Here is an 11,921-nt window from a genome sequence, read left to right on the forward strand (position 1 = left end):
CCCACGATCAGGTCGGTGCTGCCGTTGCCGGCCTGCAGGCTGGTGTCGAGCAGGTTGCCCGGCGACGCCTGGCGTGCATTAGGCCCGGTGGAGAAGGCCGTCGGGTCGCGCCCCACGACCCCGGTGCCTGCCGCGTTCGGCCCGCCGTAGGCGCCGGTGGGCAGTTTCACGCCCAGCTGCAGGCCCAGCGCGTGGGTGGGCAGCAGCCCCTGCCAGGCGGCGAGCAGCTTGAGGTCGCCGATCCCCGTGACGGTGGCGCCGCTGACCTCCGCGGAGGTCAGGGGATCGCCCGCCGCACCGTAGGTCGTGTGACTGCGATCGATGTACGGCACCAGCAGGCTGAAGCTCCAGTCCGCGCTCGGGCTGTAGGCCAGTCCCAGCGTCCAGTAGCGATTGATGGTCTGGCGCTCGACCTCCTGGTTGCCTCCCGCGTCGTTGATGGCCGCGACCCGGGACGGGGAGACGGCGGAGGTGCCCGAGCGCAACTGGCTCTGGTCGATGTAGTCGTATTGCAGGCTGACGCGCCAGCCCGCGCTGGTGCCGTAGCCCATGGCGGCGTCGGACGACAGCGAGCAGCCGCAGGTGGCGCACGCGAAGGCGCAGGCGGGGGCGAGGGCGGCGCAGCACAGCGCCAAGGCGCGCGCCGAGGCACGTATTCGGCAAGGCACGGTGGAGACTCCCGTGGCACGGCCGCGCCTGGAGATCAGGCGCGCTGCCAACGCAGCAGGGGATAGCGCATCAGATAGATGAGCCTGGTCGACAGCGTGCTCAGCAGGCCGATGGTGATCATGCCGACCACAATGTTCGAGTACTGGATCAGCTGATACGCGTTCCAGGTGTAGTACCCGATGCCGGCGCGCCCGCCGATCATCTCCCCCGCGACCAGCGAGAACCAGGAGACCCCCATGCCGATGGCCGCGCCCGAGGTGATCGAGGGCAGGGCCGATGGAAGGACCACGCTGAACAACACGTTCCATTCCTTCGCGCCCAGGGTCCTCGCCGCGTTGATCAGGGCACTGGGCGTGGCCTCGACCCCCTGGATGGTGTTCAGCACGATGGGGAAGAAGGCCCCCAGAAAGGTGATGAACAGGATGCTTTCCTCGGTGGTCGGCCAGATCAGGATGGCCAGGGGGATCCAGGTGATGGCCGGAATGGGGCGGACGATCTCGATATAGGGCATGAAGGCCCACCGGAACCATCTGAACCGCCCGATCGCCACGCCGATCGCGACCCCGAGAATGGCGGCGATGCCAAACGATCCGGCGATGCGCAGAACACTGATGCCGACGTCGGCATAGAAGTCCGGCGTCTGCAGCGCACCCAGCAAGGCCGATCCCACGTCCCTGGGCGTCGGCACGTTCTCGAAATCGAGGTAGAGATGCGTGCCATGGCTCGCCACGTATTGCCAGAGCAGGATCCCCAGCGCGATGGCGGCCCCTCCGGTCAGGATCTGGAAAACAAATCCGAACCTGCCGCGCACCGCGCGGCGAACGGCCTTGCGCCGCGTTGATCCCGCCCGTGCGCCCACCCGTCGCCGGGCGCCGGGGTTCATCGAGATAGCCGCCTCGTTCATGGCATGTTGCTCCTTGGAGTTCCTGGAATCCACTAGGACAGCGTCAGGCGCTACGCGGCGGCGCGCAACTGCGTGTAGCTGAGAACCTTGCCTCCCTTTTCCTTTTGCTCCCTCAGGGCCTCGCCCTTGGTGAGGTAGGCATCGATGGAAGTTCCATCCTTTACGTACCAGGCGGTTTTCCCGAACATCTTCAGGCCGGATTGGGCGTCATAGACGTACACGGCGTCGATGTCCTGGCCCTTCGCGGTCAGCTTGCCCAGCGCCTGGAACATCGCCGCGTTGGTTCCGTATTGCTGGATTCCCTTGCCGGCCACCCAGATCTGCGGAGGCATATGGGTGTCGCCTTGCGGATTCTTCAGGGTCCCCGCCTGTTTCGCGTAATTCAGACCCATCTGCTGGTATGCGGTCTTGAGATAGCTGGCATCGACCCATTGGTGCATGTCCAGCGGAGGTACGTGGGCATATTTGGCCAGCAGCCCGTGATCGTAGGCCAGGGTATCGAGCCATTTGGCCTTGATCGTCGGGTCGGGCGTCAGGTACCCCCCCTGGCTGAAATACAGGTAGAGAACCTCCTTGGGGATCATGGTCCAGGCGGCCATCTTCTTGCTGGCCACATGGGGGTTTTCGGCGATCCACCGATCGGCCGCGATCACGGCTTTCGCATACGCGACGACGATTTCCGGGTATTTCTGCGCGAAAGCCCTGGTCACCACCACGCCGTGCAGATAGGGAATCTTCGTCTCGGCGCCGGAGTAGATCATGCGCCCGGTGCCCTTGTACTCCATGTATTCGGTCATCGGACAGAAATCGGCATGCGCATCGATCTTCCTGGCGGCGATGGCCGAGATGCCGACCATGGGGGTCTGGTTGGAGACACGGAAATCGGAGTACTTCAAGCCGGCTTGCTGCGCCATTTCATACAGCATTCCCCAGGCCGAGCTTCCGATCGGCACCGAAATGTCCTTGCCGACCAGCTGCTTCACGCTGGTGATCGGCGAGGATGTCGGCACCGCGATGCTGTTGCCGGCCCCGTCCAGGTTGTAGGCCGTCATGCTGAACAGGATGGAACGGGCATCGCGGGTCTGCTGGAATTTCGCGCCGTTGACCACCAGCGGATAATCCCCCATGACGCCGAAGTCCAGCTTGTTCGCCAGCATCATGTTCGTGATCGGGGCGCCCGAGCTGTAATTCCGCCAGACGATGTCGTAACTGACTCCCTTGTACTTTCCCGTGTGCGGGAGGTATTTCTCCAGCAAATGGAGTCCCTTGATGGCGACCCCCGCCGGATAGGTATCGGTGCACATGCTCTGATGCCCGATGCGAATCGTGATGGTCTGCGCATCGGCATTCGAGGCAAGAATGCCGGGGAAAGACAGGGCGACTGCAATGGCTAGGCGTTTGGCGGGCATTTCGGACTCCTGCTAACGAGTGCACGGGGACGGAAGACGACAACACGGTGCCTGGAGAGCATGCGACGAGCGCTGGCGCTCGGCTCGACAGGACTTGTTATGACAACGTATCGTTAGCAAGTGATGTGCCAGCCAAATTCCGCGAAAATCTCCCTGTTCTGGTTCATTCGTGGGGAAATCGGCCCGCGCCCCTGTCCAACAAGGGGCGGCCCGCACAATATGAAGGCGCGGGCCGGCTACGCGGGGCTCGCGAACGAGCCACCAAGCGCGGGCACGACGTCGAACAGATCGGCCACGAGGCCGAAGTCGGCCACGCCGAATATGGGTGCGTCGGCGTCCTGGTTGATGGCGACGATGAGTTTGCTGTCCTTCATGCCGGCCAGGTGCTGGATCGCGCCCGAGATGCCCACGGCCACGTACACCTGCGGCGCGACGATCCTGCCCGTCTGCCCGACCTGCCATTCATTCGGCGCGTACCCGGCGTCGACCGCCGCGCGACTGGCCCCCAGCGCCGCGCCCAGACTTTTCGCCAGTGGACCCAGCAGGGACTCGAAGTTCTCCCGGCTTCCCAGGCCGCGTCCGCCGGACACTACCACCCTCGCGGACCCGAGTTCGGGGCGTTCGCCGCCGTCCATGTCGCGCTCGAGGAGCTGCGTCAGCCCGGAGTCGGCCGTCACGGTGACCCGCTCGATGTCGGCGTGCGCACCACTCGCGGCGGCGGGCTCGAAGGCGCTGCCGCGCACCGTGATCACCTGCACGGCATCCAGGCCGCGCACGGTCGCCACCGCGCTGCCGGCGTAGATGGGCCGGCGGAAGGTGTCGGGTGCCAGCACGTCGATGATGTCGGAAATCTGCACCACGTCGAGCAGCGCCGCCACGCGGGGAAGAACGTTCCTGCCGAAGGCGCTCGCGGGCGCCAGGATGTGGCTGTAGCGTCCCGCGAGAGCCACGATCTGAGGCGCCAGGTTCTCCGCCACGCCGTCGCCCAGATGCTCGGCATCCGCATGCAGCACCCTGGATACACCGGCGACCCGCGCCGCCTCGGCGGCCACGCCGGCGCAGTCGTGGCCGGCGACCAGCATGTGGATGCCGCAGGCACAGGCGCTGGCGGCACCCACGGTGTGCAGGGTCGCGCGATGAAGTGTGCGGCCGTCGTGTTCGGCGATGACGAGTGCGGGCATGGTGCGGGGCTCCTCAACGGGCAAGTTCGGCCTTCAGGACGTCGATCAGCGCCGCCGCGTCGGCAACACGGACGCCTTCGGCGCGCGGCGCGGGCTCGGTCACCCGCAGGGTCTGCAGATGCTCGCTCAGCTCGACTCCGAGTTCGGCGGGGCGCAGCGTGGCCAGGGCCTTCTTCCTGGCCTTCATGAGGTTGGGCAGCGTGACGTAGCGCGGCTCGTTCAGGCGCAGATCGGCCGTGATCACCGCCGGCAGGGGCATGCTCAGGGTTTCCGAGCCGCCGTCGATTTCGCGCCGCACTCGTGCCCGGCCCCCGGCGATCTCGACCCCGGAGGCGAAGGTGGCCTGGGGCCAGCCGAGCAGCGCCGCGAGCATCTGCCCCGTCTGGTTGCAGTCGTCGTCTACCGCCTGCTTGCCCAGCAGCACGAGCTGCGCCTGCTCCCGGCGGATCACGGCCAGCAGCAGCTTGGCCACGTGCAGCGGCAGCAAGTCGAACCCGAGGTCGGTCTCGACCAGCACGCCGCGATCGGCCCCCATGGCCATGGCGGTGCGCAGGGCGTCACCGCAAGCGGCGGCCCCACACGTCACGCAGACCACCTCCGTGGCCACGCCCTGCTCCTTCCAGCGCACCGCCTGCTCGACCGCGACCTCGTCGAAGGGGTTGATGCCCATGCGGACCCCGGCGAGTTCCACACCGCTTTCATCGTCCCGGACCCGCACCTTGACGTTCGAGTCCGCGACCCGCTTGACCGCGACGAGTACCTTCATGTTCGGCTCCCGGTTCGACCTGGTCTACTTCTCGACGAAGGCACGTTCGATCACGTAGTCGCCCGGCGTTCCCTGGCTGGGGCTGATCTCGAAGCCCCGGGCATCCAGCAATTCGCAGCAGGCATTGAGCATCGCGCTGCTGCCGCAGATCATCACCCGATCCGCGCCCGGATCCAGCGTGGGCAGACCGAGATCCTGCGTGAGGCGATCGCCTTGCAGGAGGTCGGTGATGCGCCCCTGGTACTTGTAGGGCTCGCGCGTGACGGTGGGGTAGTAGACGAGGCGCTCGCGCACCAGCTCGCCCAGGTATTCGTGGCGGGGCAGTTCGTGCTGGATGAACTCCGCGTACGCCAGGTCGCTGACCTTGCGCGTGCCGTGCACCAGGATGACCTTCTCGAAGCGCTCGTAGATCTCGGGGTCCTGGATGATGCTCATGAAGGGCGCCAGCCCGGTGCCCGTGGACAGCAGGTACAGGCGCTTGCCCGGGCGCAGGTCGTCCGCGACCAGGGTGCCCACCGGCTTGCGGCCCACGATGATCTCGTCGTCCGGCTTGAGATGCTGCAGGCGCGAGGTCAGGGGGCCATCCGGCACCTTGATGCTGAAGAACTCGAGATGCTCGGCATGGTTCGGGCTTGCGATGCTGTAGGCGCGCAACAGCGGCTTGCCGTCCACGGAAAGCCCCAGCATCAGGAAATGTCCGTTGTGGAATCGCAGCGCGGGATCTCGCGTGGTGCGAAAGGAGAACAGCGACTCGTTCCAGTGCTGCACACTCGTGACGCGTTCAATGCTGAAGTTCGACATGACGTGACGGTGGTTGAGGTTGCTTCGGGGGCTCAGGGCTGCGCGACACCGAGTTCACGCAGGTAGGCCCAGGGAAAGATGCCGCGCCCGTGCCCGTCCGAGAACACCAGGTTCAGGCCCTGCTGGCCGACGGGCTCGGCATGGGTCAGGCGGATCGCTGCAGCGGCCTCGGCGACGGGCCTGTGCGCGCGGCGCAGCGCCACGCAGGCCGCGCAGCGGCAGCTCGCGCGCAGCAGGCCGTGCGCCAGCAGGCTGCTGCCGCCGTCCGCCCAGCGGATCTCGAGCGTGGCCGAGGCGCCATGGTTGGTGATGGCCACCGGGAAGGCGCCGTGAGCCGGCGTGGCTCCCGGATCGGATCCGCCTGGATGCCCGGAGTGGACTCGGCGAACGGAATGCGCGCTCATACGAGATCCTTCACGCCACTCGGCCCGACGTCGACGCCGAAGCCTTCCAGCCCGTGATCCGCCAGCTCTCCGTGCATGGCGGCCAGACTCTCGTCCTGGATGTGCGCGCGCAGGGTCCGCACCAGGTCCAGGAAGCCCTCCGACATCATGTCCGCGCTGCTGCGCGGCCTGGGCAGCTGAACGTCCACGACCGCCTTGATGCGCCCGGGGCGTGCCGTCATCACGTAGACCCGGTCCGACAGGAAGGCGGCTTCCTCGATGTCGTGGGTGACGAACAGCACGGAAAGACGGAACCTCTGCCACATGTTGGTGAGGATCTGCTGCATCACCCTTCGGGTCTGCGAGTCGAGGGCGCCGAAAGGTTCGTCCATGAGCAGAACCTTCGGGCTCGCGGCCAGTGCCCGCACGATTCCCACGCGCTGCTTCATGCCTCCCGAGAGCTGCTCGGGATAGTGGTTCTCGAAGGCCAGGAGCCCGGCCAGGCCCAGCAGGGTGCGCGCCGCCGCCTCGCGGGTCGACGCGCCGTGGCCCTGCATCTTGAGACCGAACTCCACGTTCCTGCGCACGCTCATCCAGGGGAACAGCGAATACTGCTGGAACACCACTCCGCGCTCCGGCCCCGGCCCGTCGATGGGAATGCCATCCAGGCTCACGCTGCCCTCGGTGGCTTCCACCAGCCCCGCGACGACGTTGAGCAGGGTGGACTTTCCGCAGCCCGAAGGGCCGATCAGGGACACGAACTCGCCGGGCCGGACATCCAGGGACACTCCGTCCACCGCCAGGACCTGCCTGCGTCGGCTTCCGAAGCGCAGGCGAAGATCGCGCACTTCAACGTGGCCCTGTTCATTGCGCTCGTTCATGGGACTCTCCTTGGTTCAGGGAATGCGCCGCGATCCGCGGACCGGGTCGCGGCGCGCGGCACATCCCGCGCTCAGCAGGGCATCTGGAGATGCTCGGTCTTGTGCTCCACCGTGGCCCAGTGCTCCGCGTCGGGCAACGGATCCCTGGTGCCGTCGATGACGGGCCAGAGCTTCGCGAGCTTCGCGTTGAGCTCCAGGAACTGCTGCTGGTGCGGCGCGAGGTCCTTGTCGGCCACGATGGCCGACACCGGGCACTCGGGCACGCACACCGCGCAGTCGATGCACGCCTGCGGGTCGATCACCAGAAAGTTCGGGCCCTCGTGGAAACAGTCCACCGGACACACCGCCACGCAGTCGGTGTACTTGCACTGGATGCAGGAATCGGTCACTACGAAAGTCATCGGAGTTCCTCGAGTCGGGGTGGTGATGGCCGGGCCGGCTCAGGCCCGGGAGGAGGCCTGGGCGATGGTGGCGATGCCCAGCCCGGCCATCTTGCGCACATCGGGATCGGCGTCGGTCGCCGCCGCCTGCTCCAGCGCAGGCAGGGCGCGCGCATCGCCGATCTCGCCCAATGCGATCGCAGCCTCCTTGCGCAGGTTGCTGATCGAGTGCCCCAGCGTGGCGACCAGGGCCTCGACCCCTGCCGCGGCCTTGAGCTGGCCCAGGCTGCGCGCAGCCTTGAGCCGAACCTGCCAGTAGGGATCCTCCATCGCCAGCACCAGCTGCGGGACCGCACCGAGCAGGCGCAATTTGCCCAGGGTCTGCGCGGCCTCCTCGCGCACGATCCAGTTGCCGTCCGCGAGGGCGCGGGTGAGCGCCTGCGCCACCCCGTCGTCGGCGGCGTATCCCAGCGCGCCCACCGCGATGCGCCGGACTTCCGGGTCCGGGTCGTCCTGGGCGACGCGCGCCAGCTCCGCGAGCGCGCTTTGCAGGCGCAGGTAGCCCAGCACGCCGACGGCCTCGCGCCGGACCGCGGGGTCGGCGTCGCCAAGGAGGCGCAGCGCCGGCGCGTGGGCCTCGGGTACGCGCAAGGCCCGCAATGCCCGCAGCGCAGCCGCCTGGGCCTCGGGCGCGGGCCCGGGTTCCAGCAGGTCCAGCAAGGGCGGCGCCGACGCGGGCAGCTTCAACTCGGCGAGCACCTCGGCGCTGGCCTTGCGCACCTGCGCATCGCCGTCGTGCAGGCGCTCGGCCAGGGCCTGCACGACCTCGATCTCCTCGAAGCCCTCCAGCGCCCTGGCCGCCTCGGCGCGCACCAACGCGCTGGGGTCCTCCAGGCGCGGCAGCAGCAGGGCCGCGATGTCGTGCTCGTCGCTGTAGGGAAGTTCCATCACCGCCAGGCGCCGCAACTCGGGATCGGGGTCGTTCAGTCGCGCGACAAGTGTTTCGGCCAGATCGCTCATGGTGGTCCTCAACGCAGCAGATAGGGGATGTCGACCTCGATCGCCTGGGTCGGGCAGTCCTGCTCGCAAGGCAGGCAATACCAGCACTCGTCGTATTTCATGAAGGCCGATCCCTTCACGAGATCGATGGCGAGCACGTCGAGCGGGCACACGTCGACGCAGACCGTGCAGCCCTTGTCGGCAATGCATTTCTCCTCGTTGACGCGTACGGGGACCTGGGTCGGGCTCAGTGCGATGGTCATGGGTTTTCCTCGGATCAGACGGTTTCGGCCACGCGCGCCACGCGCAGCCGGTGATAGGCGGCCTTCTCGCTCTCGTCGACCGCGACGACATAGGGCTCCACCGCGAGCTTGCGCAGCTGCATCGAGCCGTCCGCGCCCCGGCGCAAGGCCGTGTGGCAGAACCAGTTCTCGTCGTCGCGCTGCGGGTGGTCGACGCAGTGGTGGTACAGGCCCCAGCGGCTTTCCGTTCGGAACAGGGAGGCTCGCGCGGCCATCTCCGCGCAGTCCAGGATCGCGTGGGCCTCCATCGCCCGCATCAGTTCGTGCGGACCCGGCGCCGCGAGCTGCTGCAGGTCCTCGCGGATTTCCTCGAAGCGCTGCAGGGCGATCTCGTACTTGCGCGTGATCTTCGGCGGCTGCAGATAGTCGTTGACCAGGCGCCGCGTCTTGTACTCCACCTGCTGGGGCGTGAGGCCCTCGCTGCGCCCCAGCGGGCCGAGGATGCGCTGCGCCTCGGCCTGCGCGGCCTCGGGCGCGTGCGGGACGAAGTCCTTGCCCTCGCAGTACTCCGCCGCGTGCTCGCCGCACAACTTGCCGTAGACGAACGCTCCCAGCATGTAGTTGTGGGGAACGCTGGCGCAGTCGCCCGCGGCGTACAGGCCGCGAACCGAGGTCTCGCCGCGGGCGTTGATGCGGATTCCCGACGCGCTGTGCCCGCTGCAGAAACCGATTTCGGAAATGTGCATCTCGATCATCGAGTGCCGGTAGTCGGTTCCCCGGCGCTCATGGAAACGTCCGCGGCTCGGCCGCTCGTTGCTGTGCAGGATGGTCTCGATCTGCGCGATGGTCTCTTCCGCCAGATGGTTGACCTTCAGGAACACGGGGCCGTTGCCGCTCTGGAGTTCGTTGTAGAACTCCAGCATCATCTGGCCGCTCCAGTAGTCGCTCTCGATGAAGCGCTCGCCCTTGCCGTTGGCGGTGTAGCCGCCCAGCGGACCGGTGACGTAGGCGCAGGCCGGCCCGTTGTAGTCCTTGATCAGAGGGTTGATCTGGAAGCATTCCAGGTTGCTCAGGTCGGCGCCGGCATGGAAGGCCATCGAGTGGCCGTCGCCGCAGTTGGTGGGGTTCTCGTAGGTTCCCATCAGGTAGCCCGAGGCGGGAAGCCCGATGCGCCCCGCGGCCCCGGTGCACAGCACCGCCGCCCTGGTGCGGATCAGCACCAGCTCGGCCGTGCGGCAGTCGAAGCCCATGACCGCCGCCACGCTCCCGTCCGGCCCGGTGAGCACGCGGGTGACCACCAGCCGGTTGGTGATGTCCACGCGCGCGCGCTTGAGCTGCCGGTAGAGCACGCGCTTCATGTGGTGCCCCTCGGGCATCGGAAGCACGTAGGTGCCCAGGTGGTGCACCTTGCGCACGGCATAGTCGCCGGTCTCGTCCTTCTCGAACTTGACGCCCCAGCGGTCGAGTTCGTCGATCATCGCCGCGCTGCGCGTGGCATAGGCCATCAGCGCCTCCTGGTCGACGATGCCGTCATTGGCGACGGTGATTTCCTTCACGTACTGCTCCGGCGTGGCGTGGCCGGGGATGACCGCGTTGTTGAGCCCATCCATGCCCATCGAGATCGCGCCGCTGCGCTTGACGTTGGCCTTGTCGACCAGCAGCACGCGCAACTTCGGGTTGCGCTCCTTGGCCTTGACGGCGGCCATCGGGCCGGCGGTCCCGCCGCCGATGACCACGAGGTCGAATTCTTGTTCCAGGACGTTCATGCGAGCTCCTATTTGCGATCGATGCGAAGGCGATAGTGAAAGGCGTCGCCGCGGTAATACAGGTACTCGAAGTCGATGGGCTGATCGTTCGAGTAGGTCAGACGCTCGATGCGCAGCAGCGGCGCGCCCTCGGACACGCGCAGGTGTCCCGCGAGCCATTCGTCCACCGTGATGGCATCGATCTGCACGTCGGCATGGGTCAGGTTCAAGCCGTAGTCGCGCTCGAGGATGGCGAACACATCGCGTGCCTGCAGGTCCTCGTTGGACAGGCGTTCGCCGAGCGCGAGCGGGAAATAGCTCACGTCCACCGAGATCGGCTCCCGGTTCAGATACCGGAGGCGCTGGATCTGGTAGACCATGGACCCCGGCTCCTGGCCCAACTGGCGCGCGACGTGTTCGTCGGCGCGCACCTCGCGCTTGCTGAGCACCTGGGAGAAGGTCTCGTAGCCGAGGGAGTTCATCTCCTCGCCGAAGCCGCGCAAGTTCGAGAGATTCTGGAATGCCTTCGGCTTGGACACGAAGGTGCCCTTGCCCGCGACCTTGAAGATCATCCCCTCCTTCTGCAAGTCATTCAGCGCCTGGCGGATGGTGATCCGGCTGACGCCGAACGCCGCCGTCATCTGGCTCTCCGAGGGCAGCAGTCCATGCGCGGGATAGCTCCCCTCGAGGATCTGGTGTCGGATGATTTCCCGAATCTGGAGGTACAGCGGGACGGCGGACATGGGCAGCACCTGGGCCGCTTGCGCGTCGCTAGTGCCGGACCGGGATGCCTTCGCTTGGGGTCTCATGGTCTTGCATGGCCTGACTTGTTATGACAAGTGCTATCAAGCAACATGCATGCCAGATCACCGGGCTTCGTGGGCTTGGCGAGCTGCGCCCCCTCGAAGGCCTGGAAAAAGGTGCACAAACACGGGCCCGCGCAGGGCGTCCGCGGGGCCACGGCGACCGCTGCCGCGCACAACACCGATGCACGCGACCTCGTCGCACCGGCCATTTGTGGGCGTGGAGCGCACCGACCCGGTGCGGGGGGCCCGTCACGAGCCCGACGGAAGCTCAGGGTCGGAGCCTGCCGGAGTTGCTCGAAGCCGAGCCCGCGCGCGCAGTCCCGACCCCGATGCGCTCAACGATCCGAGCGCTCGACGACGACCTGGCTGACCTGGATCACCGGCTTGATGTCGGTGTAGTTGACGATGTCGCCCATGACCTCCGGGCCGTGCCTCTGCATGGCGGCCTGGAACTCCGCGGCCGAATCGCAGAAGAACGCGCACATCGCCACGAAGGCGGGCGGTGAGTCTGGCGCCATGCCGGCGATGCCTTGCTCCACGGTGTAATAGGCGCAGGCCTTGCCCAACCGGGCCTTCACCATGGGCATGTGCAGGTCCCGGTAGTAGGCGTGGTCGAAGCGCGCGCCTTCTGTGTACGGGTACATCACGTTGACCTTGATCATGCATGTCTCCTTGCAGGCTGTTGAAGTACCGGAGGGGGCCGCGCGCAGGCGCTGCGGGATGAGCTGCAAGGCGCCCAAGCCAAGGCCAGGCTG

The 11,921-nt window shown here is 67.0% G+C and carries 14 protein-coding genes; all 14 read right to left on the reverse strand.

From position 1 onward, the window contains the following. On the reverse strand, nucleotides 1–635 hold a 635-nt coding region (locus tag LI953_RS14540; protein WP_227076818.1), incomplete at its 3' end, for a hypothetical protein. A 68-nt stretch (nucleotides 636–703) separates the two neighbouring features. Then, nucleotides 704–1,573, reverse strand: coding sequence for an ABC transporter permease (locus LI953_RS14545; protein WP_227076819.1), 870 nt, complete (start codon nucleotides 1,571–1,573; stop codon nucleotides 704–706). A 50-nt stretch (nucleotides 1,574–1,623) separates the two neighbouring features. Further along, entirely contained in the window at nucleotides 1,624–2,982 is a 1,359-nt protein-coding gene (locus LI953_RS14550; RefSeq protein ID WP_227076820.1) for an ABC transporter substrate-binding protein, read from the reverse strand. 236 nt (nucleotides 2,983–3,218) lie between these two features. After that, nucleotides 3,219–4,163, reverse strand: a complete 945-nt coding sequence (locus LI953_RS14555) for an electron transfer flavoprotein subunit alpha/FixB family protein (RefSeq protein WP_227076821.1) — start codon at nucleotides 4,161–4,163, stop codon at nucleotides 3,219–3,221. 13 nt (nucleotides 4,164–4,176) lie between these two features. Beyond that, entirely contained in the window at nucleotides 4,177–4,929 is a 753-nt protein-coding gene (locus tag LI953_RS14560) for an electron transfer flavoprotein subunit beta/FixA family protein (RefSeq protein WP_227076822.1), read from the reverse strand. Between the two features lie 24 nt (nucleotides 4,930–4,953). Next, nucleotides 4,954–5,730 carry a ferredoxin--NADP reductase gene (locus LI953_RS14565; protein ID WP_227076823.1) on the reverse strand — a complete coding sequence of 259 codons (777 nt, stop codon included), beginning with the start codon at nucleotides 5,728–5,730 and terminating at the stop codon, nucleotides 4,954–4,956. A 32-nt stretch (nucleotides 5,731–5,762) separates the two neighbouring features. Continuing rightward, entirely contained in the window at nucleotides 5,763–6,134 is a 372-nt protein-coding gene (locus LI953_RS14570) for a gamma-butyrobetaine hydroxylase-like domain-containing protein (protein WP_227076824.1), read from the reverse strand. After that, on the reverse strand, nucleotides 6,131–6,994 hold the full coding sequence (locus LI953_RS14575; RefSeq protein ID WP_227076825.1) for an ABC transporter ATP-binding protein: 864 nt from the start codon (nucleotides 6,992–6,994) through the stop codon (nucleotides 6,131–6,133). The genes LI953_RS14570 and LI953_RS14575 overlap by 4 nt, the downstream gene beginning before the upstream one ends. A gap of 71 nt (nucleotides 6,995–7,065) precedes the next feature. Next, a complete protein-coding gene (fdxA, locus tag LI953_RS14580) occupies nucleotides 7,066–7,395 on the reverse strand; it encodes a ferredoxin FdxA (protein ID WP_227076826.1) in 330 nt (109 codons plus the stop codon). A 39-nt stretch (nucleotides 7,396–7,434) separates the two neighbouring features. Beyond that, complete coding sequence (locus tag LI953_RS14585) at nucleotides 7,435–8,394, reverse strand: HEAT repeat domain-containing protein (protein WP_227076827.1); 960 nt, start codon at nucleotides 8,392–8,394, stop codon at nucleotides 7,435–7,437. An 8-nt stretch (nucleotides 8,395–8,402) separates the two neighbouring features. Then, a complete protein-coding gene (locus tag LI953_RS14590) occupies nucleotides 8,403–8,636 on the reverse strand; it encodes a ferredoxin family protein (protein ID WP_227076828.1) in 234 nt (77 codons plus the stop codon). Between the two features lie 14 nt (nucleotides 8,637–8,650). Next, nucleotides 8,651–10,381 (reverse strand): fumarate reductase/succinate dehydrogenase flavoprotein subunit, encoded by a 1,731-nt coding sequence (locus tag LI953_RS14595; protein ID WP_227076829.1) that lies wholly within the window; start codon nucleotides 10,379–10,381, stop codon nucleotides 8,651–8,653. A gap of 8 nt (nucleotides 10,382–10,389) precedes the next feature. Then, the gene (locus tag LI953_RS14600) at nucleotides 10,390–11,103 is read right to left on the reverse strand and encodes a GntR family transcriptional regulator (RefSeq protein ID WP_227076830.1); all 714 of its coding nucleotides are present in this window, start codon (nucleotides 11,101–11,103) and stop codon (nucleotides 10,390–10,392) included. Nucleotides 11,104–11,501: 398 nt separating this feature from the next. Next, a complete protein-coding gene (locus LI953_RS14605; RefSeq protein WP_227076831.1) occupies nucleotides 11,502–11,828 on the reverse strand; it encodes an EthD family reductase in 327 nt (108 codons plus the stop codon). Nucleotides 11,829–11,921 lie beyond the last annotated feature (93 nt).

The organism is Acidocella sp. KAb 2-4, assembly GCF_020567705.1.
Classification (GTDB): Bacteria; Pseudomonadota; Alphaproteobacteria; order Acetobacterales; family Acetobacteraceae; genus Acidocella.

What these genes read in the sequence shown, in the direction of transcription:
- LI953_RS14545 (WP_227076819.1), bottom strand. Translation starts at nt 1,573, where the DNA reads ATGAACGAGGCGGCTATCTCGATGAACCCCGGCGCCCGGCGACGGGTG.
- LI953_RS14550 (WP_227076820.1), bottom strand. Translation starts at nt 2,982, where the DNA reads ATGCCCGCCAAACGCCTAGCCATTGCAGTCGCCCTGTCTTTCCCCGGC.
- LI953_RS14555 (WP_227076821.1), bottom strand. Translation starts at nt 4,163, where the DNA reads ATGCCCGCACTCGTCATCGCCGAACACGACGGCCGCACACTTCATCGC.
- LI953_RS14560 (WP_227076822.1), bottom strand. Translation starts at nt 4,929, where the DNA reads ATGAAGGTACTCGTCGCGGTCAAGCGGGTCGCGGACTCGAACGTCAAG.
- LI953_RS14565 (WP_227076823.1), bottom strand. Translation starts at nt 5,730, where the DNA reads ATGTCGAACTTCAGCATTGAACGCGTCACGAGTGTGCAGCACTGGAAC.
- LI953_RS14570 (WP_227076824.1), bottom strand. Translation starts at nt 6,134, where the DNA reads ATGAGCGCGCATTCCGTTCGCCGAGTCCACTCCGGGCATCCAGGCGGA.
- LI953_RS14575 (WP_227076825.1), bottom strand. Translation starts at nt 6,994, where the DNA reads ATGAACGAGCGCAATGAACAGGGCCACGTTGAAGTGCGCGATCTTCGC.
- fdxA (WP_227076826.1), bottom strand. Translation starts at nt 7,395, where the DNA reads ATGACTTTCGTAGTGACCGATTCCTGCATCCAGTGCAAGTACACCGAC.
- LI953_RS14585 (WP_227076827.1), bottom strand. Translation starts at nt 8,394, where the DNA reads ATGAGCGATCTGGCCGAAACACTTGTCGCGCGACTGAACGACCCCGAT.
- LI953_RS14590 (WP_227076828.1), bottom strand. Translation starts at nt 8,636, where the DNA reads ATGACCATCGCACTGAGCCCGACCCAGGTCCCCGTACGCGTCAACGAG.
- LI953_RS14595 (WP_227076829.1), bottom strand. Translation starts at nt 10,381, where the DNA reads ATGAACGTCCTGGAACAAGAATTCGACCTCGTGGTCATCGGCGGCGGG.
- LI953_RS14600 (WP_227076830.1), bottom strand. Translation starts at nt 11,103, where the DNA reads ATGTCCGCCGTCCCGCTGTACCTCCAGATTCGGGAAATCATCCGACAC.
- LI953_RS14605 (WP_227076831.1), bottom strand. Translation starts at nt 11,828, where the DNA reads ATGATCAAGGTCAACGTGATGTACCCGTACACAGAAGGCGCGCGCTTC.